The sequence below is a fragment of the Streptomyces sp. NPDC054813 genome (genome assembly GCF_053611365.1).
Genome location: NZ_JBSHAF010000024.1, coordinates 47,846 through 65,525 on the forward strand (window position 1 = coordinate 47,846; position 17,680 = coordinate 65,525).

The following is a 17,680-nucleotide window of genomic DNA, read 5'->3' on the forward strand; positions in this document are numbered from 1 at the left end:
GGTCAGGCCCCCGTCCCCCTCGAGGACAGCTGGCAGGTCCAGCTACTTAACCCCCCTCCGTGTGTCCCCCCCCCCGGCGGGGGCATCCCTCGGGGCGCCCGGATTCGGCTTCCGGCGGGAAAGCGGATCAGTAGGTGGGGAAGGGCCCCCAGTTCTTGATCTCGAACCCGCCGCCGTTGCGGGCAACCTCCAGCGCGGTATGGCCGCTGAAGTGAGCGGGCAGAACCAGCGCGGTGTTGTCCGCCGCCCAGCCGAGCAGGTCCCGGCGCGTAGCCCGCGCGGTCGTCGGGTCCTCGCAGAAGCAGCTGCTGTGCTCGGGGTGGGCGACCTGCAGCGGGGTGTGCATCAGATCGCCCGCGAGCAGTGCCTTGTCGCCGCCCGAGCTCAGGACCAGGACACTCGCACCCGGTGTGTGTCCGGGCGCCGCGAGCAGCCGCAGGTTGCCGTCCACGATGTGCTCGCCCTCCCACAGCCGGACCTGTCCGGCAGCGTGGACCGGCTCGATGCTGTCTTCGAAGGCGTTCTCGTTGACCCCTCCCGCGATGTTCGGGTTCTTCGACGGGTCGAAGTGCTCGAAGTCGAGCCGGGGCATCAGGTAGGTGGCGTTCGGGAACGTCGGCACCCATTGCCCGTCGACAAGGCGGGTGTTCCAGCCGACATGGTCGACGTGCAGGTGGGTGTTGATGACCAGGTCCACGTCGTCCGGCTGGATGCCCGCCTTCGCGAGGTTCTCCAGATAGCCGAGGGACAGGTGGTCCCAAGCGCCGACCGCGGGGCGGGTCTTGTCGTTGCCGATACCCGTGTCGACCAGGATGGTCCGGCCCTCGCTGCGCAGCGCCCAGGTCTGGAACGCCACCTGCACGATGTCGTCCTCGCCGCCGAGGTGGTCCGGCACCAGCCAGCCGCGGTTCTCCCGCCATGCCTCGTCGCTCCAGCCGGGGAAGAACTGCTCGGGCGTCATGCCCACCGGCCCGTGCATCTCCTCGACCCGGGCGACGGTGACGTCACCGAGCGTGATCTCGTTCATCGATGGTTCCTCTTCGATCGTCGTGGAAAGGCGCATGACCACTCTTGGGGTCTCCGATGCCCGTAACCACACCGCGCCGGGGTGAGCCTGGACGTGCCGCACCCTGGCAGGGTGCGGCTGGCAGGGCGTTGAGACCGGAGAATGGAACGCATGGCTGATCGTGATCACGACGGAGCGCTCGGTGCGTTCCTCAAAGCGTGCCGAGCGCGGGTCCGACCGGAGGACCTCGGGCTGACCTCGTACGGCGGCCGGCGACGCGTGGCGGGCCTGCGTCGTGAGGAACTGGCGCAGCTCGCGGGAGTCAGCACGTCCTACTACGCGCGGCTCGAACAAGGACAGTCACGCCACGCCTCCCCCCAGGTACTCGACGCGATCGCGGCAGCCCTGGACCTGACCGCATCCGAGCGTGGGCACCTGCACGCTCTCGCCGCCTCCGCCGGTCGGCGACGCGCCGTGCGGCCCGCGAGTGTCGAGCACCCCGACCCGGCCCTGCTCGAACTGCTCGAGGCCATGCCGCAGGTACCGGCACTCATCCTCGGCCGGCGCAGCGACGTGCTCGCCTGGAACCCGATGGGCCACGCCCTGCTGGCCGGCAACCGGGACCGCGACGCCGTCTCCGTCCCCGGGCGCCGCGTCAACATGACCGAACTCGTCTTCCTCGACCCGGAGACCCGCGAACTGTACGTCGACTGGGACCGCAAGGCGCGCGCCGTGGTGGGCAATCTGCGGCTCGTGGCCGGAGCCCACCCAGGCGATCCGGCGCTTGCCGCCCTGATCGGCAGACTGACGATGGCAAGCGCGGAATTCAGCGCACTGTGGGCCGACCACCGCGTGCAGGCGTGCGCCACCGCGCACTACGAACTGCACCATCCGCTGATCGGCGACCTCGCCGTCACCCAGCAGACCCTCCGCTCCATCGAACGACCCGACGAGACCCTGGTGACCTGCACCGCTCCGTTCGGTTCTCCCTCGGCCGAAGCCCTGAGCGTGCTGGCCCACGTGGCCTACCCGAGCGAACACCCTCGGCCGTTTCACACGGAACCCGTTGGGCGCTTCGCGCAGGTTCGGGCCACGCCCCGTATGTCGGCCCGCTCGGTCACCAGTACAGAAGCCACCGGCCGTCGCACCCACACCCCGTGCCCCTGAAGGGTGAGCCGCTCGTCGTCGAAGCGCTTGAGATCGGCGACGGACTCGACCCAGCCCTTCGCCAGCGCATGCCGGAACTGCTCGTGGCTCACGTCCCAGATGTTCAGACCGCCGCCCGCCGAAGGGAGCCGGACGGACAAGGTGAAGGAGATGTGCCGGGTCAGGTCCGCACCGCGGGGCCAGGAGATGGACCGGTACTGCAGATCGAAATGCAGGGGTGCGATCGGCTTGGTGAACGCCGCGGCGGACAGCCAGACGTGGAAGCCGGGCAGACCCAGGTGCTCGGGATAGTCCACGCGAGCCTGCAGATGTTCGCTGAGGAGTTCGGCGAGGCGCGTGTACAGCCAGCCGAAGGAGTCCTGCAGCAGCGGCCGCGAAGCGTCGGCGTGCCGCTGGTAGTCGGCCCCCGATGCTCAGGTTGGGTCGGACCATGGCGATGTCGCCCACCTCACCGAAGGAGACAGATGAATCCCCAGCCGGTGGAATCGCCCATCGTCGATGTCGACGTACTGGACGAGTCGGGGTGCGTCGACGTGAGCAAACGGCTGGAATCGCTGCGCCCTCATTGGCTCACCCGAGGGGTCGGCTACTTCACCCTCGGCCTGGCGACCTACCTCGACGTAGCGGTCTCCGACAGTCCTCAGGAGACGTACTTCGGGCGGCTCGCCCGGCACAACCGCATACGCCGTGACCACTTCGGCGACCTTCTGGATCGAGTCGCCGAAGTACTCGCTGAACTTCTGGACATGCCCACCCGGTACGACGAAAGAGTGGCGCTGCCCGGTTTCCACGTGTTCGAGGACGCCGGCATAGCTGTCGAACCACGACCCAGCCAGCATTTCGATCTCCAGCACCGAGCGATGCCCTGGCCGCGCTGCGCCACGAATACCGAGTCGGCCGGATGGCCGTGCAGCTCACGCCCGTCTTGCATCGCATCGCCGCAATTCCCGCACGCTGTCCCGGTGATCGGCGCATCACCCTGCAAGGGCATGGAATCCGCGATGCCGACAGCTGGGTTCTCTACTGGTGAACCCGGCACTCCCAGCTCCGACAACCGGAGCCGGGACACGGCCCGTGAGGTCCGCGCCGAAGCCCCCTCCCACCGGGTACGCGTCGACAGGCCGGACCCGTCCGCCGCCGATCCGGCGACGAGTTGCCGGGTACCGTATGAGGGTCTGCCGGAACGGCCGCAGCACCTCTCGGACATGAAGAAGAGTGGGATGAGGTGAGGTGAGAACAGCGAACCCCACCACCATCGTCGAGCTGTGGCGGAGCGGCAAGGCGCCGGCGTGGGACGGTCTGTACCGCGCCGACGGGTCGGCCCGCAGCGCCCAGGTGGACGGCGACGAACTGTCGCGGTTCGAACTCGGAGAACCACTCGACCTCGACGCGTTGCTGGCGGCGAGTCCGGATCACGTCACCCAGGTCGGGGCTCCCCCCGACCGCATCGCGGCACTGCGGGACGGCTCCGGGTACGTCGGCTGCGGCGAAGGGGCCTTGGGCGCCGACGGGTTCTTCGCCCGGTTCGACAAGGACCACGACGTCGTGTGGCTGGTGTTCCTCAGCGACTCCAACCCTTTCGAACAGGTCTCTGTCGACGGCTCTCTGGCCACGTTCACCAACAACCTGGGCAGGACGCTCACAGTGGATCTGGAGGACCCGGACTTCGCGCCCTGAGATGAGGGCAGCGACAAGGTGTACCGAATGGTGCGCCAGGACGTTCCGCGTGGATGGCCTCGTGGCAACGGCGGCAGATCACCAGGGTCCTGTCCCGCCGCATGGACGTGGTGGGCCTCAAGGTCCGCCGGCGTCTCGCAGGTTTCGCAGCACTCGGCGGGAACCTGTGGATCAACTGGTCGCTTGCTCCGACTCGATGCGGGGCCGGGCGGACCAGGATGCGTTCCACAACGAGGGTGAAATCAGCGCAGCCGGCACCTGCGGACGGAGAGACGGTGACGCCGACAGACGTGCCGAGTCTGCTGTGCGCCTTGGCCGCGTCCTTCTGGCCGACGGGGAGTACGACGCCGATCGGGGGGCGATGGAGCAGTCTGGCCTGCTGAGGTATGACGAATTCCACACGGTCGGATAGGTCGGCCAGGCCGACGGAAGGTACACCGTCGACCTGGCCGCAGTATCCCGTCCCGCCGGCATAGTCGTGGCAGCCACCGGGGCACGGTGGCTCGTCGGCCCCGAACACATCCGGCCGGGCGCCCCTCTCATCGACGTCGGCGCGCCCGCCCGCCCCGTACGGCCGGCGAACGTCGCGGACGGTTCGCCGGCCGTACGGGCGCGGTCAGCGCTTGGTGTAGATGAAGCCGACCTTGTCGAGTTCGTCACCGGAGCGGCCGTGGAAGCCGGCGATCTGCCAGCCCGACGGCGCGGTGCGGGTCACGCAGTCCGAGGTCGTCGTACCACCGGCGAGGGTGTTGCCCAGGTTGGTGGTGAACTTGGCGTAGAAGATGCGGGTGGTGCTGTTGTACTTGCCCTCGCACAGGTACGCCGTGGTCACGTACTCGCCGCTGCCCAGGGTCAGCGAGGACGCCGTGCCGCCGGTGCCGCCGTGGGTCAGCGTGGTGCCGTTGCCCAGGGTGATGCCGACCTGGTCGACGCGGGAGCCGGAGCGCAGCGAGACGCTGGTGGCGCGGGCGGCGGCCGGGACACTCGGAAGGTCCTGGTAGTAGTCGCCGTGCGGACCGCCGAACTGGTCGCTGAGCTGGAAGTCCGGGTTCTGCGACCAGGAGAAGCCGACCGTGATCGGGTCGTGGTCGGAGAGCATCAGGCCGTCGTCGTTGAGGAACTTGGCGTGCTCGTTGTTGTACGAGGTCGCGTTCAGCGTGACCAGCTTGCTGCTGCGGTAGAGGACCTTGTCGACCACCTCGCAGGTGTTGGGCACGGTGGCCCCGGTCTGGTCGCAGAGCAGGGTGTCGCTGCCCTTGGCCGGCGCACTGCCGCCACGGATCAGCTGGACCCAGGCGTCGGTCAGCCCGTTGGCGGAGGCGAACTCCGCGATGGTGTCGGCGGTGCGGGTGTAACGGGTGTTGGTGTCACCCATGACCACGACGGCGTTCCCGGCCGAGTGGGTGCTGATGAACGACGTCAGCTGGCTGAGGTTGTCGGCCCGGGAGGCCTCGTCGCCGTCGTTCGTACCCGCGTTGGTGTGCAGGTTGTAGAAGTCGACGTAGACGCCCTCGGCGAGCCGCTCGCGCATGAAGGTGAAGCCCTTGGGGGTCAGGCAGTCACCCGAGTCGAGCTGGCAGGAGTTCCAGCCGACGCGCTCGAAGTCGTCGCCGTCCCAGGCGTAGTCGGAGACGGTGTTGAGCCCGCTGCCGATACCCGCGCCGCCGCTGGTCGCGGTGCGGTACGGATGGGTGTCCGTGGAGTACAGGTACGCGTGGTAGTTGAAGTCCTCCTGGACGTTGACGATGTCGTACGGCGCGATCCGCCGGCCTATCTCGGTGGTGCTGGTGTCGCGCGGTGTGGATGCGCTCGACAGCGACTCCGGAAGCCCGGCGACGTTGTACGTGAGCACGCTGAACGTGCCCGAGCCGGCCGCCGCGGCCGGAGTGGCCGTCGCCGTGAGCCCGCCGAGGGCGGCAACCGCGGCCGCCAGGCAGGCAACGAGTCTGCGCATGGGGGTGTCTCCTACGGGGAGGGGTGCGCTGGGAGGATGTGGGCATGCCAAATGCAAGCCAAAACGTAGTGGCAAACGCTTTCTCCGAACCACTGCCGCGGCCGACCAATCGAGGAATTCCCCGTGACGGCCAGAAGGTCATCTTCTGACGGCGGTCCGATCGGCCTCTGACTGTTACTCACTTTCGGGTGAGCGGGCCCGGTTCACGGGGCGGCCCGTGGTGGCACGGAGGGGCCGTGGGCCCGGTGTTTGCACGGCTTGTGGGCTGCATGATGGAGCAAATCGGTTCATTCACTTGATAAATGGACGTTACATTCGAGAGTCATAGCAAAGCGATAGATCGGTAATGGGCGTGGTGTGTGCCCCGCGCGTCCCGCCGCCCCGTTGCAATGTGTGACTGCGCGGCCACCCGGCCGTCGCACCGCACCACACACCCCTCGCGGACCGCGGCTTCGCGCCGCCCGCGCAGGGGTGTGCCAACCCCGTAAAGGGGGACCTCGTGTCCGAATCCGTCTTCGCGACCGCCCGTCGTCTCGGTTCCGTCACCGCCGTGGCGGCCGTCCTGGTGGGCGCGGTGGCCCTGCCCGCCGCGGCCGCCGCCCAGCACCCCGCGAATCCGTCCCGCGACGCGGTCGTCATCAGCGCCGTCCAGCACGACCTGCAGGGCCGTGCGGTCTTCTCCGGCCGCGCCCTGAACCGGGAGTGGGTGGACGTCACCAACACCACCCGCCGGGACGTGAACCTGAGCGGCTGGACGCTGTCGGACGCCGAAGGTCACAGCTACACCTTCCGTCACTACCGGCTGGCCGGCCGTGCCACGGTCCGGGTCCACACCGGGCAGGGCCGGGACACCATGACGGACCTGTACCAGGACCGCCGCCAGTCCGTGTTGAACCACAACGCCGACTCCGTCACCCTGCGCAACGACCACGGGCGCTTTGTCGACTCCGCCTCCTGGGGTCTGCACCACCGCCGTGACGGCGGCGACCGGCACGTCGGCGGCGACCGCCACGCCGGTGGCCACCGGCACTGACAGCTCGACGGCCGCTGCCGGGTCCCGAACCGGGGCCCGGCAGCGGCCGTTTCGCGGGGCCTTCAGCCGACGACGGGACCGTGCACGGTGGAGGTGAAGACGGTCTCGCCGCCCTGCCGGCCGACGACCCGCACGGTCACCGTGCCGTCGCCCCCGGGAGTCACCTCGGTCACGTCCACCCAGCACGGGCTGTCGAGTTCCACGTAGCGGTCGAAGGTCGTGGACGTGCTCGCCGGTATCAGCGCACGCGGTGCCAGGCGGGCGCAGGCGGCCTGGCGAGCACTCTCCAGCAGGACCATGCCGGGCAGATGGTCACCGTCGTGGTCGAACAGGATCGGATGGGCCAGGTCCGGGGTGAGCAGCCACCGGCCGGGCGCGTCCGTGGGGGTCAGCACCACGTCGGCGGGGGAGGTGCGGCCCACCGCGGACGGCGGCATCGGGTCGGCCGCGACCGCCGGGTCCGCTGAAGCCGCGTGCTTTCCTGGCCGGCTGGCCCGCAGACGCGCGTAGACGGACGGCGTGACGACGGAGTACAGCCCGTCTCCTTGGGCCACGGGCCGGCCGTCCCGGCGCAGCGCGAACCCTATGCCCATCCGGCGCGCGGACGCCCTGCCGCGCGGGGCGGTGTCCGGGCACGTCACCTCGAGCTCGAAGTCGGTCGGCCGGGAGCCGATGCGCAGTTGCTCCAGATCGGTGTGACAGCTGAGCGACCACAGCACGAAGTGATGCCCGAGCGGTACACCGTGTTCGGCGTGCGTCACGAACATGCCGGCCTGCCGAAACGTCTCCGCGGCCTGCAGCGGGTCGTGGCTCGAGCCGTCGGCGCTGTTGAAGAAGGTGTGGGCGCGCGGCCACTGTCCGGTGAGGGAGAACCGCAGCCCGTCGTCCTGCGCGGTACAGCCGGTGAGGAAGACCTCGGCCAGGGACGCCCGGTGGACGTACTCCTTCGGCACCGTGGTGGTCAGCCGGGGCAGTACGGGCAGACCCACTCCGATCTCGCTGGTGGACAGGCTCATCGACAACCCCCCGTCGGAAAGCTCTTCGTTGGCTTGAAGCTCTGTTCGACGCCTATAAGATACGGACCTACCGGTTTTCTCGGGTCGGCCACAAGGTAAAGGATTCGCCAAGCGTGGTTGGACTCGATCCATGCATGACTCCGCTCAGTGGTGGTTTGGCCAAGTATTTTCGCCCTCAATCAAGTCGAAGGCACGGCGAAAAACGGACTAACTGGCAGATGTCGGCGGCCGGTTATCGGTGGGTGACGGGTCCGGCTCGCCCACGTCAAAACCTGTGCAGCGGTCTCTTTCGGCCATCTCTGCGGGGGAGTTCGCCGCCCGCGGGCCCACCCGGGCCGCACCCGGCCCCGACCGCCACTGCATGATGTTCGAACGGCCTGCGAGAGGGAGACCCGATGGAACCACTGCGCACCCTGCGCCTCGCCGCCGTCAACATCGACGGCGTCCTGCTCAACGACAGCTTCAGCCCCGTCCTGCACCGCCTCGTCCTCAAGTACGGCGGTGCGTACACCCGGGAGCTGGAGCAGCGGCTCTTCTCCCAGTCCCGGCTCGCCGCCGCCCGGGTGCTGCTGGAGGAGACCGGCGCCGAGGTGAGCGAGCAGGACGCCATCGCCGACTACTTCGCCGAACGCGAGCACTATCTGCGCGCCCATCCCGTCCACCCCCTCGACGGCGCCGAGGAGCTCCTGCACCGACTGCGCGCCGCGGGCCTGGACGTCATCTGCTACGGCGGCCTCGACGAGGACCACTTCCGCCGCCATCTCGGCGCCTGGGAGCAGCTGTTCACCGCTCCGCACTACATCTGCACCAACGACTTCCGCCCCGGGATCCGCGAGATAGCCGAGGACCACTTCGGCCTCGAGCGCCACCAGGTCCTCTTCATCGACGACGTGGCCCGCTTCGCCGGTCACGCCAAGGAGCTGGACGTGCCGTTCGTCGGCCACCCCAGCACCTTCGAGCACGGCTTCCAGCGCGAGCTGATGCGCGAACTCGGCGTCCGGCACCTGGTCGGCAGCCTCGCCGAGATCGACGAACAGCGTCTGCGCACCCTCGACCGGGAGGCCGGGCTCGACGTCTTCTGGCATGATGCCGACTCCCTGTCCACCGCCCCCGAGGTGACCAAGTGACCGCAGCAGAAGGCGCCGCACTGGCGGGCCGGGTCGCCCTCATCACCGGCGCCAGCAGCGGTATCGGCGCGGCCGCCGCCCGGGTGTTCGCCCGGCAGGGAGCCACCGTCGTCCTGACCGCCCGCCGCGAGGACAAGCTCCGCGACCTCGCCGACGAGCTGCGCGCCGAGGGAGCCGAGGCGAGCCACCGCACCCTGGACGTGCGCGACGGAGAAGAGGTGCGCCGGACCGTCGAGTTCGCCGTCGGCCGCTACGGCCGTCTCGACGCCGCCTTCAACAACGCCGGCGTCGCGCTGCCGAAGACCCCGATGCACCTCATCGACGACGCCGACTACGAGCGGGTCACCGAGACCAACGTGCGGGGCGTGTGGAACTGCCTGCGCCACGAGATCACGGCCATGCTGGAGACCGGCGGCGGCTCGATCGTCAACACCAGCAGTGTGGGCGGCCTGGTCGCCTCCTCGACGGCCGCGCCCTACATCGCCTCCAAGCACGCGGTGATCGGACTGACCAAGGCCGCCGCCGTCGAGTACGCCCCGCACCACATCCGTGTGAACGCCATCGCCCCGGGCCTGACCCGCTCCGAGATGATCGACGACTGGTTCGCCAAGTCGCCCGAGAACGAGGCGCGTGCCTACCGCTCCGCCCCGCAGGCCCGCGCCGCCGACCCCGAGGAGGTCGCGGAGGCCGCCGCCTGGCTGTGCAGTGACAGGGCGAGCTTCGTCACGGGTGCCACACTTACCGTGGACGGTGGGCGCACCGCCTGGTGAACTGCCCGACGGGCCCCGTGCCGACGCCCCGGCGCCGACGCGGGACCGGCCGGGAATCGGCCCTGTGCGGCCGAAATACCGACCCCCGATTGGGGTAAGGTACGTCACGTCCGGTTTTGTTTTGACCGAGGAGGGGTCCCCATGGCGCGTCAGGAGCGTGCGATTCGGACCCGCCGTGCTGTTGTCGAGGCCGCCGCCGCGGTCTTCGCCGAGCGCGGATACACGGCGGCGACGATCGCCGAGATCCTCGAGCGGGCCGGAGTGACCAAGGGGGCCCTGTACTTCCACTTCGACTCCAAGGAAGCCCTCGCGCGAGGCGTGATCAACGCCCAGATCAGCGACGACTACTGGGTACCGCGCGAGCTGAAGCTCCAGGAGTGGGTGGACATCGGCATGACGCTGGCCCACCGCATCCCCAAGGAGGTCATCCTGCTCGCCGGTATACGGCTGTCGGCGGACCTGCAGGGGCGTTCGCTGTTCGGCAGTGCCTGGCCCGCGTGGACCGAGGTGGTGACCGAGAAGCTGGTGGAGGCCAAGGAACGCGGCGAGGTGCTGCCGCACGTCACGCCCCAGGAGACCGCGGAGTGCTTCCTCGGGGCCTGGATCGGGACCCAGTTCATGTCCGAGGTGGTCTCCGACTGGACGGATCTCAACGACCGTATCTCCGTCCTCTACAACCACGTACTGCCGGCGATAGCCACACCCGCGGCCCTGATCCGGCTGGACACCGCGCCCGACCGGGGCGCCCGGGTCGTCGAGGAAGTCGAGCGCAGGCGGCAGGAATCGCTGGTGGCGACCGAGGCCTGACCCGCCTCGGACCAAACCATCCGCCTGGTTCGTTGTCCGGGGGGCCACGGTCTCCCGATGATGCGGGAGGACCATCAGGGTCCTCTGCCCACACTCCGAACTCTGGCAAACCTACCGATCGTGCTGTTTGCTAGGGTTCTCGAATCGGAATGTTGCAGGCCCAGGGGGAATCGGACCGTCCAATTCCGGATTCGCCCGATCAACAGGGGGATCGCGATGGTCAAGCAGCTCCGGGCGGCCCGAACCCGCCAGGCCCTCGTTCATGCCGCGGCCGAGATCTTCGCGGACGACGGCTACGCGCTGTCCTCGCTGCCCGCGATCAGCCGGCGGGCCGGAGTGAGCGCCGGAGCGCTGCACTTCCACTTTCCCAGCAAGGACGCCCTCGCCGTCGAGGTGGAGGACGCGGCCCGGCGAACCATCGAGCACATGGTCGCGGACCGGCGCCCTTCGGCCGCCTCCGCACTGCACCTGCTGATCACGGTCACCCGGGAACTGCTGGTCACGGTCGCCACCGATGTCGTGGTCCGCGCGGGCTTCAAGCTGAGCGTCGATCCCTCCCGCAAGAACGGCCCGGGCTTCGGGTGCTGGTGGCGTACCTGGGTGTGCGAACAGCTGGTGCGGGCCCAGCATCAGGGCGAGCTGGCCGAGGGGGTGTCACCGGACCGGGTCGCCGCGGTGATAGTCGCCGCGACGGTCGGGTTCGAGGTGCTCGGCGCGGCCGACCGTGACCGGATCTCGCCCCAGCACGTCGAGCAGTTCTGGTCACTGGTGCTTCCGCAACTGGCGGCACACAGCGGCGAGTTCGCGGGCGCCGCGCTCTCCGACTCCTGACTGCGGGTCAAGAGCCGACAAAGGCCGTGGAGTTCGGTTTGACAAACCGCCCATGCCGTTTTTGACTCGGGTGCCCGGGACTCGCCTCGGAGCACCCGAGTGGCGGACGGGCAGGGAGACGGCGTGGACATCGGCATACTCGGCGCGCTCGACGTGCGCGAGATGGGCGTCTCCATCACCCCGACCGCGTCCAAGCCGCGTCAGGTGCTCGCCCTGCTCGCCCTGCACGCCGACCGGGCGGTGACCGTCGCGACGCTCACCGAGGAACTCTGGGGGCGACGGCCACCGCGCAGCGCACGTCCCACCCTGCAGACGTACATCATGCACCTGCGTGAACTCGTCGCAGGGGCGTCGGCGGCGACGGGCGGTGACGCGGGCGGGCGCACCCCGAAACAGGTGCTGCGCACCGTACCCGGCGGCTATCTGCTCGACAGCGGTGAAGGCACCAGTGACGTCCGGGAGTTCGAGCGGCTCACCCGGACCGGGTACCGGGCGATGGACGCGGGGGACCATCGCGAGGCCGCCCGGCTGCTGCGTACCGCGCTCGACCTGTGGACCGGTCCGGCCCTGGCCGACGTCCCTGCCGGAGACTGCCTGCGCGCCGAGACCAGGGGGCTGGAGGAGAGCCGGCTGTGCGCGCTGGACCGGCGTATCGAGGCCGATCTGCGGCTCGGCCGGCATCGCGAGCTGATCGCCGAACTCACCGTGCTGGTCAGCCGGCACCCCACTCACGAGAGCCTGTGCGGCCAGCTCATGCTCGCGCTGCACCGCTCGGGGCGCCGCGGTGAGGCCCTCGCCGCCTACCAGCGTCTGCGCACCACCCTCGTACACGACTTCGGCCTGGAACCCTCGGCCGTGCTGGGCAAGATACGCCAGTCCGTCCTGGCGGCCGCCGAGGACGACACGCAGGCGCCCGACCCCATGGGCCCGCTCACCCAGGTCGGCTGACACCCCGTCCGACGCGAAGCGGCCGGCCGCCGAGCAGCAGCGTGCAGGCGCCGGCGGTCAGCAGCCCGCCTGCCAGGAAGACGGGCCGTACCCCAGCCGGCGGCAGGATCAGGCCGCCGAGCGCGGCGCCCGCCGCGATACCGGCGTTGTAGAAGCCGGAGTTGGCGGCGAGGGCGATGTCCGTGCGGCCCGGGGCACAGTGCAGCATCGCGTTCTGGGCGGCCATGAACACCGGCCCGAGCGCACCGCCCGTCAGGACCAGGAACACCACCGCCGCCACCGGACGGCCGCCTGCCGAGTAGAGGCCGAGCATGCCCACCGCCTGGACGGCCACGGCGGTGGTCAGCGCGGACTGCGGGAAGCGGTCGAGAAGCGCCCCGGTCACGGCCACACCGGCCAGACACGCCACCCCGAAGACCACCAGCAGGGAACCTACCGAGCCCGGCGAGAACCCGCTCACCTCACCCAGGAACGTCACGATGTAGGTGTAGCCCGCGAACGCCCCGGTGGCGGACAGCGTCCCGGCCGCGAGCACCGTCACGAACCGGCGGGTGTCAGGGCGGCTTCCGTAGGCCGCGGGCGCGTCCTCCGGGCGCGACGTCGGCAGCAGTACCGCGATCGTCACCAGCGAGACGAGCCCCGGCACCGTCAGCGCCGCCACCGGCGTCCGCCAGTCGCCGTGCCGGCCCAGCCAGGTCCCGGCGGGCACTCCGAGGACGAGGGCGAGCGAACCGGCGACGGACAGTGCCCCGACGACCCGCCCCCGGACCCGGGGCGCGAACAGACCCACCGCGACCGGTCCCAGTACCGCCCAGAACAGCGCCTGGGCGAGCGCGGTCAGCAGCCGTGCCGCGAGGAGTTGCCAGTACGCGGTGGCCAGTGCCGCACCCGCGCTCGACACGACGAGCGCGGCCAGCAGTCCGGTGAGCGCGTGACGCCGGGGCACGGCCCGCGTGACATGGGCGAGCGGCAGCGACGCCACGGCCACGGTCAGGCCGTAACCGGTGACCAGCAGGCCGACCGCCGACAGCGACACCCCAAGGCCCGCGGAGATCACCTCCAGGAGGCCGACCGGCAGGTTCTCGGCGGTGTTGAAGGTGAAGGCGGCCAGCATCAGGGCGCCGAGCAGCGCCGGCCCGTGCCACCGGGCCGGTCGCCGCGCGCGCACGCGGTCCTCGCCCGCCCCCGCCCGTCGTACCTGCTCCACGGCACCGTCCATGGAAGCAGCTCACCGGGCTCACCGGACCCGCCGCAACCGAATTCCGCTGTTCAGGAGGTTCCGATGTGCCGGGCGATCCGGACGGCCGCGAACTCCGTGCCTGCCACGAACCGCATCATCGGCCCGAACATCGGCGCCGCGAGCGAGCCCGTGAAGTACAGCCCCGGCACCGACGACTCGAACGTCCCCCGCAGCGCGGGTGCCCTCGAACCCGGTACGCACGCCACGGCGCGACGCACCGTGGGGGACAGGAAGGGCAGGGCGTCCAGGTCCAGCCGGTAGCCGGTGGCCGCCAGCACATGGTCGACGGTGAGGGACTCGTGTACGCCCCCGGGACCGGCGACATCCAGGCGCACCGCCGCCCCGGAGAGCACCGCACCGGTGACCCGGCGCGAGGTGTGCACCGGTACGACACCCACCACCCGCTCCCGCAGCCACCAGCCGCCCGAGGGGCCGAGCGCCCGCCGGAACAGCAGCAGCCGGGCCGCCGCCGGAAACCACCGCACACCGCCCGGTGCGGCGCAGACCCCGGCCAGGATCCAGCCCGTGCCCAGCGGCGAGGCCGGCTTGGCCAGCCGCTGTGTCCAGGGCCGGGCCAGGTCCGGGGGCATGCCCCACAGCACCTTCCGCTCACGCACCAGAACCTGGGCCTCGGCGCCCGCCTCGTGCAGCAGCGCGGCACTCTCCAGCGCGGACTGGCCACCGCCGATGACCGCCACCCGCCGGCCCGCGTATGCGGACAGGTCGGTGTGGTGGCTGGTGTGCGACACCGGCGCCCGGGGGCCGGGCCCCTCGGGTGCGAGGTGCCGCAACTCGTCCGGGACATGGGCGAGTCCGTTCAGACCGGTCGCCACCACGACGGCCGACGCCGCCGTCTCCTGCCCGTCGTCCGCCCGGACCACGAAGCCGGCTCCGGACGCGGCCCGCTCGACGGCTGTCACCCGGGCCGGCTCCACCCCGCCGACGTACCGCTTCTGGAACCACTGCCCGTACCGTACGAAGACGTCGCACGGGATCGGAGTCAGCTCGGTCAGCTCCGGCTCGCCGTGCTCGCGCCGGAAGTCCGCCAGCCGGCCGCCCGGCTCCGGCGCCGACAGATCGGTCGCGGCCGGTGTCGATTTCAGGAACATCCCGGTGGCCATGGCATGCCGCCAACTGCCCATCACATCGCCGAAGACGCGGACCGGCGCGCCCGCCGCCCGTAAGTGGGCGGCCACCGACAGTCCGTACGGCCCGGCACCGATCACGACGACCGGTGGCCGTCCGCGCCCGGCGAACGCTTGCTCCTGGGCAGGGTGCTGCCCCGGAAGCGACTGCGTCATGGATCCCTCCGCTGGTCTGTTCGCCGCCCTCCCCTGGGCGACGCGACACTGCGGGATGGCACGCCCGGCGTGACTCGGCCGTGCTCGTCCCCCCTCCGCGGGTGAGTCTGTCCCACGCGGCCGACCCGGGAAACGATATCTACGCACGTTGGCCAAAACTTGGTCGAATCATACGACAAGCGGACCCGGCCAAGTCATCGACGTGCGGCGGAGGGCTGCCGACGATCACGGACCCGACAGGTTCGATCGGTGGCCGCGGACGCCGGGTTCCGCCAGCCGACCGAGGGGCGCGGCAGCGGCGCCCGGACCGCTGCCGTACGACCCTGCCGTGCTCCATGCGCGGCAGCCGTCCCGAGGTGCGGACAGGCCGACCGCCTTCCGGACCGCCCGGATACCATCGCCGTGTGAACACCTACTGGCACGTCGTTCTGCCGCCGCTCCGCGCCTGACGGGCGCACCAGCCGACGGCTCGAATCCACGCTCCCGGCCCTGCCTTCGAGGCCGGCCGGGGCCTGTGTCGTGCGCCCGTTCCGAAACCAGTCCGCAGACGGTATTCGACGACGGAAGTTCACGACTGTGCCGAACGACACCTCATCCCGCTTCTCCCGGCCCCGCACCGGTGCCACCCGCGCGCTTCCACGCCCCCGTGGGGCCGGAGTGCTCGCCGGGCCGGTCCCGATCCTCACGGCCGCCGTGCTGTGGGGCACCACCGGGACCGCGAGTTCCTTCGCCCCGGCCGGAGCGCCGGCCGCCGCCATCGGCGCCGCCAGCCTGGTCCTCGGCGGCCTCCTGCTGTTCCTGACCGCACCGGGCGCCCGCACCCTGCCCCGGGCCTGCACCGGCGGCGAACGCCGGCTGCTGGTCCTCGGCGCCCTCGCGGTAGCCGGATATCCGCTCACCTTCTACCCCGCCGTGGCCCGCACCGGCGTCGCCGTGGCCACCGTGGTCGCGCTCGGCGGCGCTCCCGTCTTCGCGGGCCTCCTCGGCCGGCTCACCCGCCAGTCCCGGCCCACCGACCGCTGGGCGTCGGCGACCGGCGCGGCAGTCCTCGGCTGCGCCGTGCTCGTCCTCGGGCCCGAGCTCGCCGGCGACGGCGCCCCCGTGGACACCGTCGGCGTCCTGCTGGCCGGGCTCGCGGGGCTGTCGTACGCCGGTTACGCCCTCGTCGGCGGACAGCTCATCGCCCGTGGCCACGCCTCCGGCCCGGTGATGGGCGTGCTGTTCGGGGGAGCGGCACTGCTCGTGCTGCCCGTGCTGCTGTGGAGCGCCGGGCCGTGGCTGATGACGGCGCGCGGCGCGCTGGTCGTCCTGTACCTCGGCGCGGTCACCACCTTCCTCTGCTACGGGCTCTTCGGATACGGCCTGCGGCACGCCACCGCCCAGATCGCGACGACCCTGACCCTGGTCGAGCCCGCGGTGGCCGCCGTGCTGGGAGTCGCGGTCCTGGGCGAGCGCCTGCCGGGCGTCTCCTGGTGCGGACTGGGGGTGCTGGCGCTGGGGATCGTCTTCCTGACCCTTCCCGCCGGCTCCCGTGGCCGCGGACGCTGAGCTGATCCATGGTCAAGTAACCGACTGAATAGCTTGGTTCGGGCTGTTCTCCGGGCTGGGATCCGCTACGGCTCGCAGCCCGGTCCGAACCGTCCGGTCGGTGTCGTCCCGCCCCGAGGGCCGTCGAAAAGGCGGCGCGGAGCAGCCACTTCGGCGTTTTCGGGGGTGGTGCGGCCACCTGTGGCCGTCCACCGTAAGCGGGCTGGCGGGCGGTCTGTTGACAGACCGCTTGTGCTGTTTTCTACTGGCGGAGTGTCAGGTGAGAGGATCAGGGAGACGCGTGTGGACATCGGGCTGCTGGGTGCACTGAACGTGCGGGAGAACGGGGTCTCCATCGCCCCGACGGCGCCGAAGCCCCGCCAGGTGCTGGCCCTGCTGGCACTCCGAGCCGACCAGGTGGTGCCCGTTCCCACCCTCGTCGAGGAACTCTGGGCGGGTGCCCCACCGCGCAGCGCCCGCACCACCCTGCAGACCTATGTGCTCCAGCTCAGGGAGCACATCGCGACGGCCCTGCGCCAGGGCGCCGGTCCCGAAGACGCGGACGCGCCGTCCGCGAAGGACGTCCTCACCACCCTGCCGGGCGGCTACCTGCTGGCCTCCGGGGGCGGCGGCAGTGACATCCGCGAGTTCGAGCGGCTCCGCGAACTGGGATGCCGGGCCATGGACGACGAGAACTTCGCGGGCGCCTCCCGCACCCTGCGCCAGGCGCTGGACCTGTGGACCGGCCCGCCCTTCGCGGACGTCCACACCGGAGCCCACCTGGCCATGGAGGCGCGGCGGCTGGAGGAGAGCCGGTTGTGCGCCCTGGACCAGCGGATCGAGGCCGACCTACGGCTCGGCCGGCACCGCGAACTGCTCGCCGAACTCACCGTCCTGACCAGCCGCTACCGCTCCCACGAGAACCTGCACGCCCAGTTCATGCTCGCCCTCTACCGCTCTGGGCGGCGCGGCGAGGCACTCCAGGTCTACCAGCAGCTGCGCACCCTCCTCGTCAGAGACCTCGGCCTGGAGCCCTCGGCGCGACTGCGCCGCCTCCAGCAGTCCATCCTCACGGCCACCGCCGAGAGCCCCGGCTCGCCGGCGCACCACGACGACCTGGCCGTGCCGGTCCCGGGTGGCGGACTGGCGCGCGTGCCCTGAGCGGACCGGGGCTGCGAACCCAGTAGACCGAACCCGTCGGCGACACCGTGTCCCTCACCACCGAGTACGGCTACGTGCCGACCGGCCGCCGGACCGCCTACCCCGACGGGAGTTT

At 70.8% G+C, this 17,680-nt stretch carries 17 protein-coding genes; 10 read left to right on the top strand and 7 right to left on the bottom strand.

From position 1 onward, the window contains the following. Window positions 1–127: 127 nt before the first annotated feature. Complete coding sequence (locus tag ACWGJB_RS37110; protein WP_453384448.1) at window positions 128–1,027, bottom strand: MBL fold metallo-hydrolase; 900 nt, start codon at window positions 1,025–1,027, stop codon at window positions 128–130. Between the two features lie 150 nt (window positions 1,028–1,177). Between ACWGJB_RS37110 and ACWGJB_RS37115 the strand changes: the two genes are divergently transcribed. Beyond that, the gene (locus ACWGJB_RS37115) at window positions 1,178–2,173 is read left to right on the top strand and encodes a helix-turn-helix domain-containing protein (RefSeq protein WP_453384449.1); all 996 of its coding nucleotides are present in this window, start codon (window positions 1,178–1,180) and stop codon (window positions 2,171–2,173) included. On the opposite strand, the gene ACWGJB_RS37120 is transcribed toward ACWGJB_RS37115, so the two are convergent. Next, entirely contained in the window at window positions 2,059–2,469 is a 411-nt protein-coding gene (locus ACWGJB_RS37120; protein WP_453384450.1) for a hypothetical protein, read from the bottom strand. The two genes, ACWGJB_RS37115 and ACWGJB_RS37120, sit on opposite strands and share 115 nt — an antisense overlap. A gap of 117 nt (window positions 2,470–2,586) precedes the next feature. Next, the gene (locus ACWGJB_RS37125; RefSeq protein WP_453384451.1) at window positions 2,587–3,027 is read right to left on the bottom strand and encodes a hypothetical protein; all 441 of its coding nucleotides are present in this window, start codon (window positions 3,025–3,027) and stop codon (window positions 2,587–2,589) included. Window positions 3,028–3,403: 376 nt separating this feature from the next. Here ACWGJB_RS37125 and ACWGJB_RS37130 point away from each other — a divergent pair, with 376 nt between their 5' ends. Continuing rightward, complete coding sequence (locus tag ACWGJB_RS37130; RefSeq protein WP_453384452.1) at window positions 3,404–3,850, top strand: hypothetical protein; 447 nt, start codon at window positions 3,404–3,406, stop codon at window positions 3,848–3,850. A gap of 616 nt (window positions 3,851–4,466) precedes the next feature. On the opposite strand, the gene ACWGJB_RS37135 is transcribed toward ACWGJB_RS37130, so the two are convergent. Beyond that, the gene (locus ACWGJB_RS37135) at window positions 4,467–5,804 is read right to left on the bottom strand and encodes a jacalin-like lectin (protein ID WP_453384453.1); all 1,338 of its coding nucleotides are present in this window, start codon (window positions 5,802–5,804) and stop codon (window positions 4,467–4,469) included. A 499-nt stretch (window positions 5,805–6,303) separates the two neighbouring features. Between ACWGJB_RS37135 and ACWGJB_RS37140 the strand changes: the two genes are divergently transcribed. Beyond that, window positions 6,304–6,837: a lamin tail domain-containing protein gene (locus ACWGJB_RS37140; protein ID WP_453384454.1), complete on the top strand. Its 534-nt coding sequence runs from the start codon at window positions 6,304–6,306 to the stop codon at window positions 6,835–6,837. 62 nt (window positions 6,838–6,899) lie between these two features. Here ACWGJB_RS37140 and ACWGJB_RS37145 read toward each other — a convergent pair whose 3' ends face one another. Continuing rightward, the gene (locus ACWGJB_RS37145) at window positions 6,900–7,853 is read right to left on the bottom strand and encodes a ScbA/BarX family gamma-butyrolactone biosynthesis protein (protein WP_453384455.1); all 954 of its coding nucleotides are present in this window, start codon (window positions 7,851–7,853) and stop codon (window positions 6,900–6,902) included. Window positions 7,854–8,248: 395 nt separating this feature from the next. Between ACWGJB_RS37145 and ACWGJB_RS37150 the strand changes: the two genes are divergently transcribed. The 5 genes from ACWGJB_RS37150 (at window position 8,249) to ACWGJB_RS37170 (ending at window position 12,336) form a co-directional block, all read left to right on the top strand. Next, complete coding sequence (locus tag ACWGJB_RS37150; RefSeq protein ID WP_453384456.1) at window positions 8,249–8,980, top strand: HAD family phosphatase; 732 nt, start codon at window positions 8,249–8,251, stop codon at window positions 8,978–8,980. Next, window positions 8,977–9,750 (top strand): SDR family NAD(P)-dependent oxidoreductase, encoded by a 774-nt coding sequence (locus ACWGJB_RS37155; RefSeq protein WP_360496074.1) that lies wholly within the window; start codon window positions 8,977–8,979, stop codon window positions 9,748–9,750. The genes ACWGJB_RS37150 and ACWGJB_RS37155 overlap by 4 nt, the downstream gene beginning before the upstream one ends. A gap of 141 nt (window positions 9,751–9,891) precedes the next feature. After that, window positions 9,892–10,557, top strand: coding sequence for a ScbR family autoregulator-binding transcription factor (locus ACWGJB_RS37160; protein WP_360496077.1), 666 nt, complete (start codon window positions 9,892–9,894; stop codon window positions 10,555–10,557). Window positions 10,558–10,773: 216 nt separating this feature from the next. Beyond that, window positions 10,774–11,388 (top strand): ScbR family autoregulator-binding transcription factor, encoded by a 615-nt coding sequence (locus tag ACWGJB_RS37165; RefSeq protein ID WP_453384457.1) that lies wholly within the window; start codon window positions 10,774–10,776, stop codon window positions 11,386–11,388. 123 nt (window positions 11,389–11,511) lie between these two features. Then, the gene (locus ACWGJB_RS37170; protein WP_453384458.1) at window positions 11,512–12,336 is read left to right on the top strand and encodes an AfsR/SARP family transcriptional regulator; all 825 of its coding nucleotides are present in this window, start codon (window positions 11,512–11,514) and stop codon (window positions 12,334–12,336) included. Here the strand turns inward: ACWGJB_RS37170 and ACWGJB_RS37175 are convergent. Both ACWGJB_RS37175 and ACWGJB_RS37180 read right to left on the bottom strand, forming a co-directional pair. Beyond that, on the bottom strand, window positions 12,320–13,450 hold the full coding sequence (locus ACWGJB_RS37175) for an MFS transporter (protein ID WP_453384555.1): 1,131 nt from the start codon (window positions 13,448–13,450) through the stop codon (window positions 12,320–12,322). The genes ACWGJB_RS37170 and ACWGJB_RS37175 overlap by 17 nt on opposite strands. 155 nt (window positions 13,451–13,605) lie before the next feature. Next, the gene (locus ACWGJB_RS37180) at window positions 13,606–14,877 is read right to left on the bottom strand and encodes an FAD-dependent oxidoreductase (protein ID WP_453384459.1); all 1,272 of its coding nucleotides are present in this window, start codon (window positions 14,875–14,877) and stop codon (window positions 13,606–13,608) included. Between the two features lie 576 nt (window positions 14,878–15,453). On the opposite strand from ACWGJB_RS37180, the gene ACWGJB_RS37185 reads away from it, so the two are divergent. Beyond that, a complete protein-coding gene (locus ACWGJB_RS37185; protein WP_453384460.1) occupies window positions 15,454–16,425 on the top strand; it encodes a DMT family transporter in 972 nt (323 codons plus the stop codon). A 282-nt stretch (window positions 16,426–16,707) separates the two neighbouring features. Further along, entirely contained in the window at window positions 16,708–17,565 is an 858-nt protein-coding gene (locus tag ACWGJB_RS37190; RefSeq protein WP_453384461.1) for an AfsR/SARP family transcriptional regulator, read from the top strand. The last annotated feature ends 115 nt before the right edge of the window (window positions 17,566–17,680 follow it).

Bases quoted from the DNA above. Each gene is read 5' to 3' on its own strand.
- ACWGJB_RS37110 (WP_453384448.1), bottom strand. From the start codon at position 1,027: ATGAACGAGATCACGCTCGGTGACGTCACCGTCGCCCGGGTCGAGGAG.
- ACWGJB_RS37115 (WP_453384449.1), top strand. From the start codon at position 1,178: ATGGCTGATCGTGATCACGACGGAGCGCTCGGTGCGTTCCTCAAAGCG.
- ACWGJB_RS37135 (WP_453384453.1), bottom strand. From the start codon at position 5,804: ATGCGCAGACTCGTTGCCTGCCTGGCGGCCGCGGTTGCCGCCCTCGGC.
- ACWGJB_RS37145 (WP_453384455.1), bottom strand. From the start codon at position 7,853: ATGAGCCTGTCCACCAGCGAGATCGGAGTGGGTCTGCCCGTACTGCCC.
- ACWGJB_RS37150 (WP_453384456.1), top strand. From the start codon at position 8,249: ATGGAACCACTGCGCACCCTGCGCCTCGCCGCCGTCAACATCGACGGC.
- ACWGJB_RS37160 (WP_360496077.1), top strand. From the start codon at position 9,892: ATGGCGCGTCAGGAGCGTGCGATTCGGACCCGCCGTGCTGTTGTCGAG.
- ACWGJB_RS37165 (WP_453384457.1), top strand. From the start codon at position 10,774: ATGGTCAAGCAGCTCCGGGCGGCCCGAACCCGCCAGGCCCTCGTTCAT.
- ACWGJB_RS37175 (WP_453384555.1), bottom strand. From the start codon at position 13,450: ATGCTGGCCGCCTTCACCTTCAACACCGCCGAGAACCTGCCGGTCGGC.
- ACWGJB_RS37180 (WP_453384459.1), bottom strand. From the start codon at position 14,877: ATGACGCAGTCGCTTCCGGGGCAGCACCCTGCCCAGGAGCAAGCGTTC.